We start from the raw sequence: 17,146 nt of genomic DNA on the forward strand, positions 1-17,146 counted from the left end.
CCGTCACCCTGACCGCTCTACCGCTCTGACCGCTCTGACCGCCCTGACCACAGTGGCCGTCGCGGACGATCTCACCGGCCCGTCGGGGGAGCGTCGCCGCTGTACAGAGCCCCCAGTGTGTCCAGAGCATCCTTCAGGGAGGTGGGCCACGGCATGCCCGGGTCGGACCGGCCGATCCAGCCCGGGCCGCTCGGCAGCACCAGGGGGCTGAGGCGGGCGCCCTTCACCCCCCACCGGGCGCGGGCGACGCGCCGGGCCAGCGGGAGGCTCGCCGTGGAGCGGACCTGCGCCCACAGGACGACGGCCGCCGGGCCGAGCCGCTCGACCGCCGCGGTCAGTGCCTCCGCGGGGACGGCGGCCCCGAACATCCGGGCGGGCAGGCCCCGTTCACCCAGTCCGGCGTGCAGCGCCTCCAGCGCCAGCGTGTGCTGTTCGCCGGGCATACAGGCCAGAACCACCGGCCCGGGCGCCGGGCCACCGCCGCTGCCGACCGCCGGTGGGGCGAAGCGACGCAGCGCGGTCGACACGTGCCAGGACAGGAGGTGCTCCACCTCGACGTAACGGTCGCCGGACGAGGCCCATTTGCGGCCCACGGCGCGCAGCGTCGGCACCATCACCTCCTGCCAGGCGACCACGAGACCGTGCGCCTCGACCGCCTTGGCCAGCTGTCGCTCCACGGAGGGCACGTCGAGACGTACGGCGGCGCGGGCGAGTCCCCTGCACTCCCGGCGCACATCGCCCAGCGGAAGCGGGCCCGCCGCGTGGGAGCGGGCGCCGGCAGCCGGCCGTGGCGCGTCGGCAGACGCCCGGCTGTCGCCCGGGGCCCCGGCCGCCGCCCGCGCGGCGCGAGCCGCCTCTGCGGGCGGCACACCGGCGGACGTGAGCCGGCACATCGTCTCCAGTACGGCCACATCGCGCGGGGCCCATCGGCGGTGGCGGCCGTCGGGGCGGATCGCGGGCCCGATGCCGTAGCGGTGGTCCCAGGAACGCAGCGTGGTGGGCGACACCCCCAGCCGGCGGGCCAGCCCGCCGGTGCTGAGACCGGTCGCGACGTCCTGGGGCGTCGGCTCGCTCCGGATCACCGCCCTGTCGCCCGGAGTGCCGTCCATGGGCCGACTCTACGACTTCCGCCACCCATACGACGCAGAATCGATGCGAGTTGCCGCCCTGTGCCAGGGACTCCGACGATGACGGGACCGCCGTACGCCGGATCGCGGCGGCCGGCTCGGTCCCGTACGAGGAGTCCCTCATGAACATGCCCCAGTGCACCGCTCCGGTCGCCGCGCCGGCCGCGTCGCCGGACGACGAGGAGCTGGTCCGGGGCCTCGTCGCGGGCGACGAAGCATGCCTGGCGGCCGTGTACCGGCGCTGGTCGGCACTGGTGCACACCCTGGCCCGGCGCTCCCTGGGAGACGCCAAGGAGGCCGAGGACGTCACCCAACAGGTCTTCCTCAGCGTCTGGCGAGGTCGGCGGGGCTACCGGCCGGACCGAGGGCCGCTCGCCGGGTGGATCGTGGGCATCGCCCGGCACCGGATCGCCGACGCGCTGACCGCACGTACCCGCCGCTGCCGGCCGGTCGCCGCGCCGGACTCCTGGCCGGCGCTCGCCGATCCCGTGGACGACCGGTTGGAGCGGGCCCTCGACCGGATGGTGGTGCGCGCCGAAATCGCCAAGTTGGCCTCGGCCCAGCAGCGGGTGCTGCGGCTCGCCTTCTACGAGGACCTCAGCCAGAGCCAGATCGCCGAGCGCACGGGCTGGCCGCTGGGCACCGTCAAGAGCCACGCACGACGCGGGTTGTACCGGTTGAAGCGCGAGCTCGAAGTCGCCTTCGACACGTGAGGCGATACGTGAGGCGACGCGTGATGCGACACGGAAGCGTTACGACGTGTTCGTCCCGCGCCGCCGGAACCCGGAGCTGGTCCGTCGAGGCGACCGGACGCCCGGGAACAGCAGCGGCCTCGCCCCGTGTTGCGGCAGGCATGACGACGAACACGCCGAAGCCCGAGGTGCTGCGCTACACCGCCTTCTCCACCTCACCCGTCGGCGGAAACCCCGCCGGCGTTGTCCTGGACGCCACCGGCCTGGACGACAGCGACATGGTGGCCATCGCCGCCGACCTCGGATACTCGGAGACCGCGTTCCTGACCGCGCCGCCGGCCGGCCTCGGCGGCCAGGACGGCAGGGCGTACGCCATCCGCTACTTCAGTCCCCGCGCCGAGGTGCCGTTCTGCGGGCACGCGACCGTCGCGACCGCCATCGCACTCGCCGAGCGATGGGGCCCCGGAGAGCTGGTGTTCGCGACACGCGCCGGCATCGTGCCGGTGGTGGTGGCCGAGGAGGGCGGGACCCTCCGCGCCACACTCACCAGCGTCGAGCCACGGATCGAGGAGATCACCGGCACCGACCTCACGGAGGCACTGGCCGCGCTCGACTGGCCTGCCCATGATCTCGACCCGGCCTTCCCGCCCCGCATCGCCTTTGCCGGCGCCCGTCACCTCGTTCTCGCAGCGGCGACACGCGCCCGCCTCGCGGATCTCGCGTACGACTTCGAGCGCCTCGAAGCCCTGATGCACCGCTTGGACCTGACCACGACCCAGCTGGTGTGGCGCGAGTCGGCCACCGTCTTCCACGTCCGTGATCCGTTCCCCGTCGGCGGTGTCGTCGAGGACCCGGCCACCGGCGCGGCCGCCGCAGCGTTCGGCGCGTATGCCCGGGAGCTCGGCCTGGTCCCCGAGGACACCGTCCTCACCCTGCACCAGGGCGAGGACCTGGGCCGCCCCGGCGAACTCACGGTGACGCTGCGCGCGGGCGACCCACGCGTCCGGGTCGGCGGCGCGGGAACACGCATCGGCTGACACGTAGGCCACAGGACCCGGCCGTCCATGCGCCGGCCCAGCCGCCCTGCGCGAACCGGATTCGAGCGTTGGCCAAGGGATTCCCCCGGCTCCGGCCAAGAACGGTTCAGTATTTGATCATGATTCGGCAACCCGTGCGGGAGCGCACAGGGTCGGACATACGTTCCCTTTCGTGAACTCTCAAGCAGCACCCCACACTGCCGTCCACCCGCAGCGGACGGCATCCGTCGCCCCGCTCTCCGGTGCGACACCCCCCGCTCGGCGCTCCCTTCTGCGTGCCGCGCTCACCGGAACCACGGTCCTCGGCGCCGGCCTGGTCATCGGAGCCGAACCCGCGGTCGCCGCCCCCGCCCCCTACGCCGCCGCTCCGCGAAAGCGGCCCACGACTGCCGACGAGGCCCTGCGGGAGCTGTCCGCGGGCAACCGTCGCTGGCGTACCTTCCGGCAGCAGCACCCCGACGAGTCTCCCGCCGTCCGGCAGGCGCTGACGACCAGTCAGCACCCCTTCGCGCTCGTGCTCGGCTGCATCGACTCACGGGTGCCTCCGGAGATGGTCTTCGACCAGGGCCTCGGTGATCTGATGACCATACGCAGCGGAGGTCAGGTCCTCGACGAGGCCGTGCTCGGCAGCCTCGCGTACGGCGTGCTCGAACTGGGGATCCCCCTGCTCATGGTGCTCGGCCACCAGTCGTGCGGGGCAGTGAAGGCCACGGTCCAGGCGGATCAGTCGGGCGAGCGACTGCCCGCCCACATCCAGTACCTGGCCGACCAGATCACCCCGGCCATCGATCGCAGCAAGGAGGGCGACGCGCGTGTCGACGCGACGATCGACGCCAACATACGGCTCATACGGGCACGGCTCGCAGCGGAACCCGACCTCGCCGCCAAGGTGGACTCGGGCGCCCTGGCCATCGTCGGCGCCCGCTACGAGCTGACCACTCAGCGAGTGCACCGCATCAGCTGACGCGGTACGCGCAGAAGTCGGCCTCGGAGGCCAGCCCCCGCGGCCGACTTGGTCGTCGCCTGCATTGCCCTTGACCTCACCGTCCCTACCCGGTCTCGCAGCTGGCCTGTAGGGTCCGCGAGGGGGTGTGATCATGGCTGATCGTGGTTGGTACGACGACAGTGACCGCGACCAGGCGGTCCAACGGGCCGAACGAGCAACGCGGTTCGGCTGGGGAGTGATCGCCGGAAGCGTGGGGACACTCGGCTGTGCGTTGCTGGCCCTGGCTGTTGTTCTTGTGGTCGCGGTTCTCGGGTGCCTTTACGTAGTGGTGGCGATCGGGAGATAGTCACCGGCTGGTTCCCGGGATCGAGACCTCACCGCGCGACCGAACAACTCGCCTACGGGATCAGGTGATGCACACCAGCCCGAGCAGACAGATCCCTGTGGGCGACGACGAGGCCGAAGAAGAAGAGGACGTCGCGGGATCGGACGGCGATGGAGTCGCCGACGATGTGTCCGTGGCCGTGTCTGTACCCGATGTGCTGGTGCTGGTGCTGGTGTTGTCGGAGGCCGGGGGTGTGGGGGAGGGCGTCGTCCCTGTTGCCGTGTCCGTGGTTTTGGACACGGTGGAGGCGACCGCTGACACGTCCGAGTTCAGCGCCGTCAGGGGGCTCGTGACGCTCTTCCGCTGAACCGTCTGGGTGTTGGGGCTGGCGTGGGGCGCGGCGGCGGCCTGTTCGCGCGGCGTGTCGGTCGTGGCGAACCGCTCGGCGGCGGGGGAGGCGGCGTGCCTCCCCCGGGGCGAGTCGGTGGGCGTCGAGGAATCCGGAGTGGGGTCCGTGACCTGCTCCTCGGCGGCCCCCATGACCTCCCTGTCCGGCGCGGACGCCGCCTGGGTCCGGTCCGGGGACTGACGGTTCAGCGAGGCGACCGTCATGCCTCCGCCGACGAGCGCGACCGCGGTGGCGACCAGGGCCCTGCGCTGTGTCTTCTTCCAGCGTTCCCGTTGCCGGCGCCGCGCCGCCCGGCCCGCAGGCGCGGGGGAGGGAGCGTCCGGACCGTCGTACAGGTGCTCCTGGGGCACCTGTACGAGATCCTCGGTGACGGAATCCGCTTCGCTCCACAGGTGAGCCGGGGCTTGCGGGGTTGGTGAGGCCGTTACGGAAGACGGTGCGGGCGTTCCGTCGGCGAGAGGAGCGATGTCCGGGGCGTAGGCGCCGCATCCGGGACACACAAGGGCGCCGTTCAGATGCCGACGACACGTGGAGCAGTAGTCCATCTACGGTCTTCCTGTATTCACTTTCGCACGGGTGGGCGAGCCGTGAGTCAAGGTAGCGATGCTTTCGGCGAAGTATGTGCAGCCTGTGTGACGCTCCTGCGCAGATGCATCCGGGGCGTGACCGCTGTGAAGCACCTCTGAGTGCCTATCCCGCTGTTTGCACCCGTTTATGCGTGTACGTGTGAACGCGGTCAGTCACCGACCGGACCTGAGGCCGCCGTGACCATCCTCGCCGCAGCAGCGCGTCCGCGAACCCTTCCCCACGGCCGACCAGGAGGCCGGCGCGGCCGCTGTCGATCTTGTGCAGTCCGAGTGACGGAAATACTTGGCTAGCCACATGTTTGCTGTTACGGTAATTATGTGGTCAGCCACCTAAATGGGTGGAGGTACGAGAGGAGTCGTCATGAAAGCCATCCTGTTCGACCGTTTCGGAGGCGCGGAAGTGCTGCACGAGGCGGACATCGAGGTCCCGCAGCCCGGCCCCGGCCAGGTTCGCGTCCGCGTCAAGGCGGTCGGCCTGAACGCGCTGGACGGCAAGATCCGCTCCGGGATGATGGAGGCCGTCCGCCCGACGACCCTCCCCGCGGTCCCCGGTGCCGAGCTCGCCGGCGTGGTGGACGCCCTGGGTGAGGGCGTGCAGGACGTGCAGGTGGGTGACGAGGTGCTGGGCTGGTCGGACACCGGCTCGTACGCCCAGTACGCGCTGGCCACCACCGTGGCCCCCAAGCCCGCCGGACTCGACTGGCAGCACGCGGTCGCGCTGCCGGTGGCGGGCGAGACGGCCGAGCGGGTCCTGAACCTGCTCGGTGTCGCCGCCGGGGAGACCGTGCTGATGCACGGCGCGTCCGGAGCGGTCGGAACCCTGGCGATCCAGCTCGCCACGGCCCGCGGAGCGCGCGTGATTGCCACCGCAGGCCCTTCCAACCAGGACTACCTCACCTCCCTCGGCGCCACCGCGACCGTGTACGGCGAGGGCCTGGTCGAGCGGGTGCGGGCGCTGGCCCCCGAAGGCGTGGACGCGGTGTTCGACCTGGCCGGGAAGGGCGCCCTGGAGGACTCCATCACCCTGCGGGGCGGCACCGAGCGCATCGTCACCATCGCCGACTTCGGTGCACGGCAGCTGGGCATCACCTTCTCCCAGGGGTCCCCGGAACGCTCGACCGCCCGCCTCGCCGCCCTGGCCCAGGACGCCGCGGCCGGCAAGCTCGTCACCACCGTCACCGCCTACCCGCTCGATCAGGCGGCCAAGGCCCAGCAGGTCAGCGACGCCGGGCACGTGCGGGGCAAGCTCGTCCTGACCGTCGACTGAGCACGCCCCCGCCTCCACACGACCACCCGCAGCCTTTTCGGTGACCGGCCGGTCACCGCCCTGTCGAAGGATCCCTCATGCTGAACGCCCTGTGGACACCGACCACCGTCGGTGACATCTCCCTCCCGCACCGCCTGGTCATGGCCCCCATGACCCGTGACCGCTCCACACCTGAAGGCGTCCCCACCGAGCTGAACGCCGAGTACTACGCCCAGCGGGCCTCGCACGCGCTCATCATCACCGAGGGAACCCAGCCCTCCACCGATGGCCAGGGCTACCTCCTCACTCCCGGCATCCACAATGGCGAGCAGATCGCCGGGTGGCGCAAGGTCACCGACGCCGTGCACGCGGCGGACGGACGGATCGTCATCCAGCTGATGCACACCGGACGCATCGCCCACCCCGACAACACCCCCCACGGGCGCCAGCCGGTCGCCCCGTCGGCGATCCGGCCGCAGGGCGTGATGTTCACCGCGTCCGGACCCCAGGAGATGCCGACGCCCCGGGCTCTGTCGACGCAGGAGGTCGCGGCGACCGTCGACGACTTCCGCCGCGCCGCAGCGGCTGCCGTCGCGGCAGGAGCCGACGGCGTGGAGATCCACGGCGCCAACGGCTATCTGGTGCACCAGTTCCTGTCCGACAACACCAACCAGCGCACCGACGGCTACGGCGGCTCGATCGAGGGCCGCATCCGCTTCGCCGTCGAGGTGGCCGCTGCCGTGGCCGACGAGATCGGCGCCGAGCGCACCGGTATCCGTATCTCCCCCGGCAACCCCTACAACGACATCGCCGAGTCCGACACCGCCGAGCTGTATCCGGCGCTCCTGCGCGCCCTGAGCCCGCTCGGTCTGGCCTACCTCCACGTGATGCACGCGGGCGACGAGGAGCTGCTGGGCAGCCTGCGCGCGCTGTGGCCGACCACGCTGATCCTCAACCGGGCCGGCACCGACCTGCCCACCCGCGCCAAGGACGTCGACCACGGCACGGCCGACCTCGTTTCCGTCGGCGCCCTCGCGCTCGCCAACCCGGACCTGGTCGAGCGGCTACGCTCTGACGCGCCGCTGAACACCCCCGACCCGGCGACCTTCTACGGCGGCGGAGTGGCCGGCTACACCGACTACCCCACCCACACCGTCTGAGGAACCGCATCATGCCCGCCTCCACCCACCGCATCCCCTCCACGGCCAGCGAGGGGCCGATGAGCTACGCGATCTTCCAGCTCGCCCGCGCCCACCGCGCCCGCGCCGCCGCCATGCTCCGCGAGATGGACCTGCATCCCGGACAGGAACTGCTGCTGATGCAGCTCCTGGACCGGGACGGCCAGACCCAGTCGGAACTGCTCGAAAGCGTCGGCCTGGACCACTCCACGGTCTCGAAGTCCCTGCGCCGTATGCAGGACGCCGGCCTGCTCGTCCGCGAGCCGGCCGAACACGACCGGCGTGTCATGGTCGTCCACCTCACCGACAAGGGCCGTGCCATGCGCGAGCCCCTGGCAGCCATGTGGCGGGCCCTGGAGGAGACCTCCGCGCGGGACCTCTCGGCGCAGCAGGCGGAATCCTTCGTCCGCACCGCCTACGCCATCGCCGATGCGATCAACAGCCGCTCTTCCGCAGGAACAGTCTGAGTAACCGGTTAGCACGCCGGCTTCGGCCCGGAGTGCGAATCGCTTCCGGCGTTCCTGCGAAGTGGACAGTTGCCGCAGCGTAGTTGGCTCACGAAGGCCCGTGCTGAGCGGAGCCAGGCTCCCTCAACTGTCGGAAGCCCGGTGGGTCAGCCGGCGGATGTGCCGGGCCCCCGCTCACCCCCCGTACGTCAGGCAGAACGGGCTGAGCGGGGCCTGAGCGGCAGGGGAACGAGCCATCCGGCGCAGGCAGGCGGGACTCGTCCGGGGGAAAGGGCAACACCCCTCCCACGGAAATGCCGATCCCTTCCCTGTGGCCGGTCGGCCGCACATCGAGGACGGCCGCATCACCCGCGTCCGGGTCACCGTCGACTGCCGCAAGCTCCTGCAGGCCGGCGATGACCCGCGCCGCGGATCCACCCATCACAGGACCGCCCCTTGAGCAACCCGGGCCGACGGTGCCCACGTCCACGGCCACCTGATCCCCCACACCTGACCTGATGGAAAGTGAGACCCCCATGACCACCACCCGCCCCGTCCTCGTCGTCGGCGCGACCGGCTCCCTGGGCGGCAAGGTCGTCGACGAGCTGCTGGGGCGCGGTAAGAACGTCCGCGCCCTGGTCCGGCCGACCACCGACGCGAGCAGGCTCGAGAGCCGGGGTGTCGAGATCGCCCGCGGCGACATGCTCGACCTCGACTCGCTCGTCGCCGCCATGAACGGCGCAGATGCCGTCATCACCACCGCTGCCGGTTACACCCGCGGCGGCAAGAACGCGCACGACATCGACACCGTCGGCAACGCCAACCTCGCCGAGGCCGCCCACCGCACCGGCATCCGCCGGTTCGTCCTGACCAGCATCCTCACCAGCGACCAGACGCCCCAGGTCCCGCACTTCTGGCACAAGAAGCTCGCCGAGGACAAGCTCGAACAGCTCGGCGTCCCGTTCGTCGCACTGCGCCCTGGGGCCTTCCTCGACCAGATCGCGACCATGGCGGGCAACCCGATCGACAAGGGCCGCCTGACGTGGATCGGAAAGACCACCGTCCCGCTGACCTTCGTCCACACCTCCGACCTCGCGGCGTACCTGGCGGCCGCCGTCGACGCCGAGGCCGACAACGGTGAGCGCATCGACATCGGCTGGGACCGTCCGGTCAGCATGCGCGAGATGGCCGAAATGATGGGCAACCGGGCCGGAAAGAAGATCAAGGTACGGGCCGTCCCCTCCCTCGTCGCCCGCGCCGCAGGAGCCGTCGCCGGACGCTTCATGCCCCTGGTCAAGGACATGGCCGCGATGTTCAGCTGGTTCGACAGCGGCCGCTACGTCGCCGACCCCCGCCGCCAGCAGCAGCTGTTCGGCCCCGTTCCCACAGCGGAGGACGCCCTCGCCCGGTACACCGACGAACTGGGCACGGCGCAGCACCGGTGACGGGCCCGCATCCCGGTGCCCCCGCCCGGGCGGGGGCCAAGCGATGAGCGCAGGAATCGCTGTGACAGATCACCACACCTCCCATCGCCTCCCGGATTGGGACCTGTCCGGCCCGGCTGCAGCCGAGCTTCACCTGAACCGGCGATACCCCGACAACTGTTGCACCTGTTGCACCTGTTAGCGGGTCAGCTCACGCCTGCCGCATCGAGCAGGGCGGTCGCCGTGGGGATGATGAGCCCGGTGAGTTCGTCGGCGCCGATTCCCGCGCGGGCGCTGGCGCCGTCGAAGACCAGGCTGAGCTGCCGGGCCAGCAGGTCGGGGTCGTTCGCCCCGCCCTGTTCGGCCTCGGCGCGGAAGAACGCCGTCAGGTTCGCCTTGATCCCGTGGGCCACCCGGCTCGCGGGGTGACTCCGGTCCTTGAGCTCGATCTGGACGGCCAGATACCGGCAGCCGTGGAACTCTGGTGCCCCCGCCTGCGACTCCACCTGCTCAAAGACGTGCAGGATCCGTTCGCGAGGTGAACGGCCGTCGTCCGCCGCAGGGACGAGCGTCGCCACATAGGCGGCGGAGCGCTCCTTGAGGGTTGCCGCCAGTAGTTCGTCCTTGCTCTCGAACAACTGGTACAAGGAGCGCTTCGACACACCCGCCGCCTTGCACAGCGCCTCGACGCCGATGCCGACGCCCTCCCGATAGGTGAGCGTGGCCGCCGCCTCCAGCAGCCGCTCTCTCGTACTTGCCTTCACTTCGGTGGTCATACGGCGAGGTTAACCGATGCCGACGACATAGAAACCGATCGGTGTCTGCCGTGTGACGGCGCCCGGTCCGGCCTGCGGCGACGAAGGAACCGGAAGGGAATTCGTTGCCGTCGGCCGCGCCCGGACTGCTGTTCGGCCGGGGCCCGGAACGCCTCGTGCGCGGAGCAGGGGAGAGAAGCCCGTAGGCTGCTCGTTTAGTTGGGAGACAGGCCGTTCGGCTGTACGGAGACCGTATCGCCCGAACCGCCCGTACCCTTCATTAGTGTCTACGGCGTCACATAGCGGGCGCCAAACCACTGGAGGCAACACCCCGTGCTGATTGCTCAGCGTCCGTCCCTGACCGAAGAAGTCGTCGACGAGTTCCGCTCCCGGTTCGTCATCGAGCCGCTGGAGCCGGGCTTCGGCTACACCCTCGGCAACTCTCTGCGCCGTACGCTCCTCTCCTCGATCCCGGGTGCGGCGGTCACGTCCATCCGCGTCGACGGCGTTCTGCACGAGTTCACCACCGTGCCGGGCGTCAAGGAGGACGTCACCGACCTGATCCTCAACATCAAGCAGCTCGTCGTCTCCTCGGAGCAGGACGAGCCGGTCGTGATGTACCTGCGCAAGCAGGGCCCGGGTCTCGTCACCGCCGCCGACATCGCGCCCCCGGCCGGTGTCGAGGTGCACAACCCCGACCTCGTCCTCGCCACGCTCAACGGCAAGGGCAAGCTGGAGATGGAGCTGACCGTCGAGCGCGGTCGCGGCTACGTCTCCGCCGTCCAGAACAAGCAGATCGGTCAGGAGATCGGGCGCATCCCGGTCGACTCGATCTACTCGCCGGTTCTCAAGGTCACGTACAAGGTCGAGGCCACGCGTGTCGAGCAGCGCACCGACTTCGACAAGCTGATCGTCGACATCGAGACCAAGCAGGCCATGCGTCCCCGTGACGCCATGGCGTCGGCCGGTAAGACGCTGGTCGAGCTGTTCGGGCTCGCCCGTGAGCTCAACATCGACGCCGAGGGCATCGACATGGGTCCGTCCCCGACGGACGCCGCCCTCGCCGCCGATCTGGTGCTGCCGATCGAGGAGCTCGACCTCACCGTCCGCTCGTACAACTGCCTGAAGCGTGAGGGCGTCCACTCCGTGGGCGAACTCGTCGCCCGCTCCGAGGCCGACCTGCTGGACATCCGCAACTTCGGTGCGAAGTCCATCGACGAGGTCAAGGCGAAGCTGGCCGACATGGGCCTGGCGCTGAAGGACAGCCCTCCCGGATTCAACCCGACCGCAGCTGTTGACGCCTTCGGTGCGGACAACGACGCGGACGGCGGATTCGTCGAGACCGAGCAGTACTGAAGGCTGCGCTCCGACAACCGGCCCCCTGGTTCCGACCCGGGCGCACGGATCGGCGCGGATCTTTCATGAGGGGCACCCCGGCCGGACCGGGGTGCCCCTCCCCACAAACGGCAGTCCCCGACGAGCACGGTCTCGTCGGGGACTGCCGTTTGTCCTCGGTGTCTCCGGTCGGCGGCGGGCGGCACCGCGGCTGATTGAAAGCGCGTTGCCCGGGAAACCGGGTTGCCTCGGAACTTGTGCGACGCGCTTCGGACCGGAGGGACGCCTGTGGGAGCAGCTGTCGCTGCTCCCTCGCGTGCCGAGGTCCCACGCTCCAAGGAGGGCACGTGACAACATCCCGGTTGCCCGGACGGCTCCGGGCCGCCAGGCCCGATTCCCGCCGTTCCGCGGAGAAGCAGACCCTGACCGCCGCCGGACGGGCGGGCTTCACCGCGCGCGGTGTGGTGTACGTCCTTATCGGGGTACTGGCCGTCCGGATCGCCTTCGGCAGCGGCGGCGAGTCGGCGGACCGCCAGGGCGCGCTGGCCCGGATCGCGGCGCAGCCCTTCGGGAAGGTGATGCTCTGGGCGCTGGTCGTCGGGTTCGGCTCCATGGCGTTGTGGCGGGGTGCCGGCGCGGTTCTCGGCCGGGGGGCTCGGCGCAAGGCGGGCTCGCGGATCCTCGACGGAGGGCGGGCGCTCTTCTATGCCACCGTCTGCTGGGCCACCGCCGTGTACGCGGCCGGGGGCGGCCAGGGCTCCAGCGGGAACGCCCAGTCCCAGGACTGGACGGCATCGGCGCTCGAGCTGCCCCACGGCCGGGTTCTGGTCGGTGCCGCGGGCTGCGTTCTGATCGGAGTCGGCGTGACACTGGCCGTCCGGGCGGCCATGCGGCGCTTCCTGCGGCAGCTCGACACGGGCGCCATGAGTCACCGTACGAAGCAGGTCGTCACCGCTCTGGGGGTGGGCGGAGGTGTGGCACGTGGTGCGGTGTTCGCCGCGGCCGGGCTCTTCGTCCTGGTGGCGGCAGTCCGCTTCGACCCGCACGAGGCGAAGGGGATGGACGCGACGCTGCGCAGCTTCACCCAGACACCGGCGGGGCCGTGGCTGCTGGTCGCCGTGGCGATCGGGCTGGTTCTCTTCGGTGTCTTCTCCTTCGCCTCGGCGCGGTGGCGTCGTCTGTAGGGCGGCGCTCAGACTCGAATGGCTCGCGCTGCGCTCCTACCCGAGATCCCGAGTGGACGCAACCTCTGGCGGTGGCAGGTCGAGCGCAAGGGATCTACCGTGAAAGCAGAAAACAGATCCCAGGAGCGCGTCATGATCATCCTCGGACTCGTCATTCTCGTCGCCGCGGTGGTCATCGGTGTCGCCGGTGTTGTGTCCAACAGCGGCGATGCCCACCATCTCACCGGCGGATTCTCCGTCTTCGGAGTCGACATCACCGGTTCCACCGGCACCCTCTTCCTCTGCGGGATCGTCGTAGGGGCGGCGGCTCTGCTCGGGCTGAGCCTGCTCCTTGCCGGTGCGAGCCGGGGATCCCGGCGCGGCGGCACCGGACGGCACGGCATCAGACGGTCCCGGCGTGCCGCAGCCGTACCCGAGGACGATCAGGAGGCCCTGATGGAGGATCGCGACTCCTCCCGCTCCTCCCACGAGCGCTCGGCGCGGCTGGAGCGAGAGGACGAAGAACCCGGCGGACCGGCCGAACGCCCCCGCCAGAGAAGCCACTGGTTCCACCATCGGGCCGCTCACTGACGATCCGGGTCAGCCGCCCGGCGACCTGCCGCACACCTTCTCCGCTTCTCAGCGCAGCACCCCCGACCGCGCACGATCGGGGGTTGTCTCATGTGCGGATCCCGGCCCCACCGGCCCCCGAGAACCCCGTACGAGCGTGTGTGCAACAAAACGAGCCCCCCACCGCATCGATGTATACGGGGGAGCAAGTTCCTCCGTGAGGGGAGAGCACACAGTGACCGTGGGACGCAGGATCGCAGGACAGCTGGCGGGGGTCGGGGCGATCACGATGGTGATCAGCGGAACCGCGACCGCAGAGCCGGCAGGGGGAGGGGCCTGGACGGAGACGTCCACGGACCAGGTCTCGGTGATGACCGTGGCCCAGCCGAGCCCGACGAAGACATGGGCCGCCGGAGCCGAGGTCGTGGGGGACCCGGAGAGCGGCTCCATCCGGTTCACGCCCGCCATGTACGAGCGTGACCTTGCCCGAGGCGGGGCGTGGCAGCGGACAGCGCTCCGGGGCGCCGACGCGTGGGACAGCAGAATCAACGACATCAGCACCGCGGCCGACGGCTCGGCGTTCTTCGTCGGTGACCAGGGACAGGACGGCCAGGGCGTCCTGGTCGGGCGCTACGTGGGGGGCGCCTGGCAGCTGACCCCCGGCACCCTGCCTTCCGGGACGGTGGAAGCCAGCCTGCTGTCGGTGAGTTCGGTCTCCGGCAAGGACGCCTGGGCGGTGGGCCAGGGCTACACGGAGGACACCTTCACCCAGATCCCGGTCGTCCAGCACTGGGACGGCCGGCGGTGGCGGTCCGTGAAGATTCCGGGGTCGGCGAACTGGGGCCTGAACCAGGTCGTGGAGCTGGCGCCGAACGACGTGTGGACGGTCGGAGTGGACTACGACACCGGCCAGTCCGTCGCCGTGCACTGGGACGGCCGCCGGTGGACGCGGACGCCCACCCCCGCGTTCCCCGACTCGGCGGTCCTCTTCGACATCGCCGCCCGTACCTCGACGGACATCTGGGCCGTGGGCTGGTCCCGCGACACCGACAAGCAGCGTCCGGCGGGGATGGCCCTGCACTGGGACGGCGTCTCGTGGACCCAGGTGAAGCTGCCCGCGGGCACGTTCTCACTGCAGGCGGTGACCCTGCGGCCGAACGGCGGGCTCGCCGTCGTCGGCGGTAACGACGACGCGGCCGTCGGCCTGTCCTGGACGGCCGCCGGGGGCTGGCGGTCGCTCGGCCTGCCGGCGAACGATCCCCAACTGCCCCTCGGCGTCAGCTCGGTGGTGGCCAACGGAAACCGCCTGACCGTCGGCGGCTGGCACTACCGGTCCAGCGGCAACGGCGACACCTTCAAGAGCGGCGCCATCCTCACCAAGTAGGGGTCCTCTCGCAGGGGGTCCTCACGCCGTCTCGTCGCGGCGGCAGTGCAGGAAGAGATGGGGCTCGGGCCCGGCGGCGGGGTGATCGGGGGCGAAGACGGTGCTGTGGCGGGACAGCACCGTCAGCCCCGCCGCGCTCACCATGCCGACGAAGTCCTCCTCGGAGAAGCTCGTCGCACGGACCGGCTCGCCCATGAACACGAACTCCATGTCCTCCACGTCCGCGGGCACGGTGGCCACCACCAGATGGCCGCCGGGCCGCAGCGCCAGGGCCAGCCGCCGGGTCAGGGCAGCCTGCTCGGCGCGGGTCATCTGCAGCAGTGAGAAGAAGACGCACACGCCGTCCAACGAGTCGGCCTCGAGCGGTAGCTCCCGGATGTCGCCGCAGTGGAACTCGGCCCCGGGCACCTGACGGACGGCGAGTTCGACCATGACGGGGGAGACGTCGACCCCGAGCACCGTGTGCCCTGCCGCGACGAGCGCCGCCGCGGTGGGCTGCCCGGTGCCGCTGCCCACGTCCAGCGTCCGCGCGCCAGGAGGCAGCCGCTCGATCAGCCAGTCCAGCGCGGCCAAGTGCGCTGGGGCATGGGCGAACGCCTTCTCGTAGTCGGCGCCCAGCGCGTCGAACAGCACGGCAGCGGGCGGCCGTTGGTCCTCGTGCCTCACATCGGTGTCCCTTCGCTCGCCGGTCTGCATCGTCGCACCCGTCGCCCGCGGGCCACAACGGTCGCCCGGTGGGCGTCCGGGCGGGCCGGGCAGGGAAGAATGGGGGCCGTACCCACGGTCGGACCCTTGCGGAGGAGCGGGAAATGCAGGACGCGCGAGCGGGACAGGTCGCCGAACCCCAGGACCTCATCGATGTGGCCCGCCTGGTCACGGCGTACTACGCGCTGCACCCCGACCCGGCCGAACCCGGCCAGCGGGTGGCCTTCGGCACCTCGGGACACCGGGGCTCGGCCCTCGCGACGGCGTTCAACGAGGACCACATCGCGGCCACCAGCCAGGCCATCTGCGAGTACCGCGCCGCCCAGGGCACCGACGGCCCCCTCTTCCTCGGCGCCGACACACACGCCCTGTCCGAGCCCGCGCGGATCACGGCACTGGAGGTGTTCGCCGCCAACGACGTGACCGTCCTCATCGACCAGACCGACGGCTACACACCCACCCCGGCGGTCTCGCACGCCATCCTCGCCCACAACCGCGGTCGCACGTCCGGCCTCGCCGACGGCGTGGTGGTCACCCCCTCGCACAACCCGCCCGCCGACGGCGGCTTCAAGTACAACCCGCCGAGCGGCGGCCCCGCCGGTTCCGAGGCGACCTCCTGGATCCAGGACCGCGCCAACGAGATCATCACCGGCGGCCTGAAGGACGTACGCCGCATCCCCTACACCCGCGCCCTCGCCGCGCCCGGCACCGGGCGGCACGACTTCCTCGGCGCATATGTCGCCGACCTGCCGAACGTGCTGGACCTGGAGGCGATCCGGTCCGCCGGTGTGCGCATCGGCGCCGATCCGCTGGGCGGCGCCTCCGTCGCCTACTGGGGGCGGATCGCCGAACAGCACCGGCTCGACCTGACGGTGGTCAACCCGCTCGCCGACCCCACCTGGCGTTTCATGACGCTGGACTGGGACGGCAAGATCCGTATGGACTGCTCCTCGCCGTACGCCATGGCCTCGCTCATCGAGCAGCGCGACCGGTTCGACATCGCCACCGGCAACGACGCCGACGCCGACCGGCACGGCATCGTCACGCCCGACGGGGGCCTGATGAACCCCAACCACTATCTGGCCGTGGCGATCTCCTACCTGTTCTCGCACCGGGAGCAGTGGCCGGCCGGAGCCGGGATCGGCAAGACACTGGTGTCCTCCAGCATGATCGACCGGGTCGCGGCGGACGTCGGCAGGAAGCTGGTCGAGGTCCCGGTCGGATTCAAGTGGTTCGTGGACGGCCTGTCCGACGGCACGCTCGGCTTCGGCGGCGAGGAGTCGGCCGGCGCCTCCTTCCTGCGCCGCGACGGCTCGGTATGGACCACCGACAAGGACGGCATCACCCTGGCCCTGCTCGCCTCCGAGATCACCGCGGTCACGGGTAAGACCCCGTCGCAGCACTACGCGCAGCTCACCGACCGCTTCGGCGCCCCCGCCTACGCGCGCATCGACGCCCCGGCCTCCCGCGAGGAGAAGGCCCTGCTCGCCAAACTGTCCCCGGGCCAGGTCACCGCCGACACCCTCGCCGGCGAGCCGGTCACCACGGTGCTCACCGAGGCCCCCGGCAACGGCGCAGCCCTCGGCGGCATCAAGGTCGCCACCGAGAACGCCTGGTTCGCGGCCCGTCCCTCCGGCACCGAGGACGTCTACAAGATCTACGCGGAGTCCTTCCTCGGCGCAGACCATCTGCACCGGATCCAGGAGGAGGCGCGGTCAGTCGTCCTCACCGCCCTCGGCACCTGACACGGACCTGACCCGGCTACGGCACTGAGCGCCGCCCGGGCCGCCTCCGTGCACGGCCCGGCCGGTGAACTC

General features: G+C 70.9%; 16 protein-coding genes. 12 read left to right on the top strand and 4 right to left on the bottom strand.

The window, feature by feature from the left end; genetic code table 11:
- Positions 1 to 71: 71 nt before the first annotated feature.
- On the bottom strand, positions 72 to 1,109 hold the full coding sequence (locus OG241_RS49365; protein WP_405825686.1) for a MerR family transcriptional regulator: 1,038 nt from the start codon (positions 1,107 to 1,109) through the stop codon (positions 72 to 74).
- 140 nt (positions 1,110 to 1,249) lie between these two features.
- Here OG241_RS49365 and OG241_RS49370 point away from each other — a divergent pair, with 140 nt between their 5' ends.
- The 3 genes from OG241_RS49370 to OG241_RS49380 all read left to right on the top strand — a co-directional run bounded on the left by OG241_RS49370 (position 1,250) and on the right by OG241_RS49380 (position 3,820).
- The gene (locus OG241_RS49370) at positions 1,250 to 1,840 is read left to right on the top strand and encodes a sigma-70 family RNA polymerase sigma factor (RefSeq protein WP_405825688.1); all 591 of its coding nucleotides are present in this window, start codon (positions 1,250 to 1,252) and stop codon (positions 1,838 to 1,840) included.
- A gap of 140 nt (positions 1,841 to 1,980) precedes the next feature.
- On the top strand, positions 1,981 to 2,856 hold the full coding sequence (locus OG241_RS49375; protein WP_405825690.1) for a PhzF family phenazine biosynthesis protein: 876 nt from the start codon (positions 1,981 to 1,983) through the stop codon (positions 2,854 to 2,856).
- Between the two features lie 172 nt (positions 2,857 to 3,028).
- The gene (locus tag OG241_RS49380) at positions 3,029 to 3,820 is read left to right on the top strand and encodes a carbonic anhydrase (RefSeq protein WP_405825692.1); all 792 of its coding nucleotides are present in this window, start codon (positions 3,029 to 3,031) and stop codon (positions 3,818 to 3,820) included.
- Between the two features lie 388 nt (positions 3,821 to 4,208).
- Here OG241_RS49380 and OG241_RS49385 read toward each other — a convergent pair whose 3' ends face one another.
- On the bottom strand, positions 4,209 to 4,886 hold the full coding sequence (locus OG241_RS49385) for a hypothetical protein (RefSeq protein ID WP_405825694.1): 678 nt from the start codon (positions 4,884 to 4,886) through the stop codon (positions 4,209 to 4,211).
- A gap of 598 nt (positions 4,887 to 5,484) precedes the next feature.
- Here OG241_RS49385 and OG241_RS49390 point away from each other — a divergent pair.
- The 4 genes from OG241_RS49390 (at position 5,485) to OG241_RS49405 (ending at position 9,438) form a co-directional block, all read left to right on the top strand.
- The gene (locus tag OG241_RS49390; protein WP_405825696.1) at positions 5,485 to 6,390 is read left to right on the top strand and encodes an NADP-dependent oxidoreductase; all 906 of its coding nucleotides are present in this window, start codon (positions 5,485 to 5,487) and stop codon (positions 6,388 to 6,390) included.
- A gap of 77 nt (positions 6,391 to 6,467) precedes the next feature.
- Complete coding sequence (locus OG241_RS49395) at positions 6,468 to 7,529, top strand: alkene reductase (protein WP_405825698.1); 1,062 nt, start codon at positions 6,468 to 6,470, stop codon at positions 7,527 to 7,529.
- Positions 7,530 to 7,540: 11 nt separating this feature from the next.
- Complete coding sequence (locus OG241_RS49400; protein ID WP_405825700.1) at positions 7,541 to 8,014, top strand: MarR family winged helix-turn-helix transcriptional regulator; 474 nt, start codon at positions 7,541 to 7,543, stop codon at positions 8,012 to 8,014.
- A gap of 515 nt (positions 8,015 to 8,529) precedes the next feature.
- The gene (locus tag OG241_RS49405; RefSeq protein WP_405825702.1) at positions 8,530 to 9,438 is read left to right on the top strand and encodes an SDR family oxidoreductase; all 909 of its coding nucleotides are present in this window, start codon (positions 8,530 to 8,532) and stop codon (positions 9,436 to 9,438) included.
- Between the two features lie 185 nt (positions 9,439 to 9,623).
- On the opposite strand, the gene OG241_RS49410 is transcribed toward OG241_RS49405, so the two are convergent.
- Positions 9,624 to 10,193, bottom strand: coding sequence for a TetR/AcrR family transcriptional regulator (locus tag OG241_RS49410; protein ID WP_405825704.1), 570 nt, complete (start codon positions 10,191 to 10,193; stop codon positions 9,624 to 9,626).
- Positions 10,194 to 10,505: 312 nt separating this feature from the next.
- On the opposite strand from OG241_RS49410, the gene OG241_RS49415 reads away from it, so the two are divergent.
- The 4 genes from OG241_RS49415 (at position 10,506) to OG241_RS49430 (ending at position 14,624) form a co-directional block, all read left to right on the top strand.
- Positions 10,506 to 11,528: a DNA-directed RNA polymerase subunit alpha gene (locus tag OG241_RS49415; protein WP_006373391.1), complete on the top strand. Its 1,023-nt coding sequence runs from the start codon at positions 10,506 to 10,508 to the stop codon at positions 11,526 to 11,528.
- Between the two features lie 326 nt (positions 11,529 to 11,854).
- Positions 11,855 to 12,691, top strand: coding sequence for a DUF1206 domain-containing protein (locus OG241_RS49420; RefSeq protein ID WP_405825706.1), 837 nt, complete (start codon positions 11,855 to 11,857; stop codon positions 12,689 to 12,691).
- Between the two features lie 132 nt (positions 12,692 to 12,823).
- Positions 12,824 to 13,261, top strand: coding sequence for a hypothetical protein (locus OG241_RS49425; RefSeq protein ID WP_405825708.1), 438 nt, complete (start codon positions 12,824 to 12,826; stop codon positions 13,259 to 13,261).
- 220 nt (positions 13,262 to 13,481) lie between these two features.
- The gene (locus OG241_RS49430) at positions 13,482 to 14,624 is read left to right on the top strand and encodes a hypothetical protein (RefSeq protein WP_405825710.1); all 1,143 of its coding nucleotides are present in this window, start codon (positions 13,482 to 13,484) and stop codon (positions 14,622 to 14,624) included.
- Between the two features lie 21 nt (positions 14,625 to 14,645).
- Here the strand turns inward: OG241_RS49430 and OG241_RS49435 are convergent, their stop codons facing one another.
- The gene (locus tag OG241_RS49435; RefSeq protein ID WP_405825712.1) at positions 14,646 to 15,320 is read right to left on the bottom strand and encodes a class I SAM-dependent methyltransferase; all 675 of its coding nucleotides are present in this window, start codon (positions 15,318 to 15,320) and stop codon (positions 14,646 to 14,648) included.
- A 113-nt stretch (positions 15,321 to 15,433) separates the two neighbouring features.
- Here OG241_RS49435 and pgm point away from each other — a divergent pair, with 113 nt between their 5' ends.
- Positions 15,434 to 17,074 (top strand): phosphoglucomutase (alpha-D-glucose-1,6-bisphosphate-dependent), encoded by a 1,641-nt coding sequence (pgm, locus tag OG241_RS49440; RefSeq protein WP_405825714.1) that lies wholly within the window; start codon positions 15,434 to 15,436, stop codon positions 17,072 to 17,074.
- Positions 17,075 to 17,146 lie beyond the last annotated feature (72 nt).

The sequence above is a fragment of the Streptomyces sp. NBC_01390 genome (assembly GCF_045040105.1).
Taxonomy (GTDB): Bacteria; Actinomycetota; Actinomycetes; order Streptomycetales; family Streptomycetaceae; genus Streptomyces.

Excerpts from the sequence above, each read along its gene's own strand:
- OG241_RS49405 (WP_405825702.1), top strand. The coding sequence starts at position 8,530 with ATGACCACCACCCGCCCCGTCCTCGTCGTCGGCGCGACCGGCTCCCTG.
- OG241_RS49410 (WP_405825704.1), bottom strand. The coding sequence starts at position 10,193 with ATGACCACCGAAGTGAAGGCAAGTACGAGAGAGCGGCTGCTGGAGGCG.
- OG241_RS49365 (WP_405825686.1), bottom strand. The coding sequence starts at position 1,109 with ATGGACGGCACTCCGGGCGACAGGGCGGTGATCCGGAGCGAGCCGACG.
- OG241_RS49375 (WP_405825690.1), top strand. The coding sequence starts at position 1,981 with ATGACGACGAACACGCCGAAGCCCGAGGTGCTGCGCTACACCGCCTTC.
- OG241_RS49435 (WP_405825712.1), bottom strand. The coding sequence starts at position 15,320 with ATGCAGACCGGCGAGCGAAGGGACACCGATGTGAGGCACGAGGACCAA.
- OG241_RS49425 (WP_405825708.1), top strand. The coding sequence starts at position 12,824 with ATGATCATCCTCGGACTCGTCATTCTCGTCGCCGCGGTGGTCATCGGT.
- pgm (WP_405825714.1), top strand. The coding sequence starts at position 15,434 with ATGCAGGACGCGCGAGCGGGACAGGTCGCCGAACCCCAGGACCTCATC.
- OG241_RS49390 (WP_405825696.1), top strand. The coding sequence starts at position 5,485 with ATGAAAGCCATCCTGTTCGACCGTTTCGGAGGCGCGGAAGTGCTGCAC.
- OG241_RS49370 (WP_405825688.1), top strand. The coding sequence starts at position 1,250 with ATGAACATGCCCCAGTGCACCGCTCCGGTCGCCGCGCCGGCCGCGTCG.
- OG241_RS49400 (WP_405825700.1), top strand. The coding sequence starts at position 7,541 with ATGCCCGCCTCCACCCACCGCATCCCCTCCACGGCCAGCGAGGGGCCG.
- OG241_RS49395 (WP_405825698.1), top strand. The coding sequence starts at position 6,468 with ATGCTGAACGCCCTGTGGACACCGACCACCGTCGGTGACATCTCCCTC.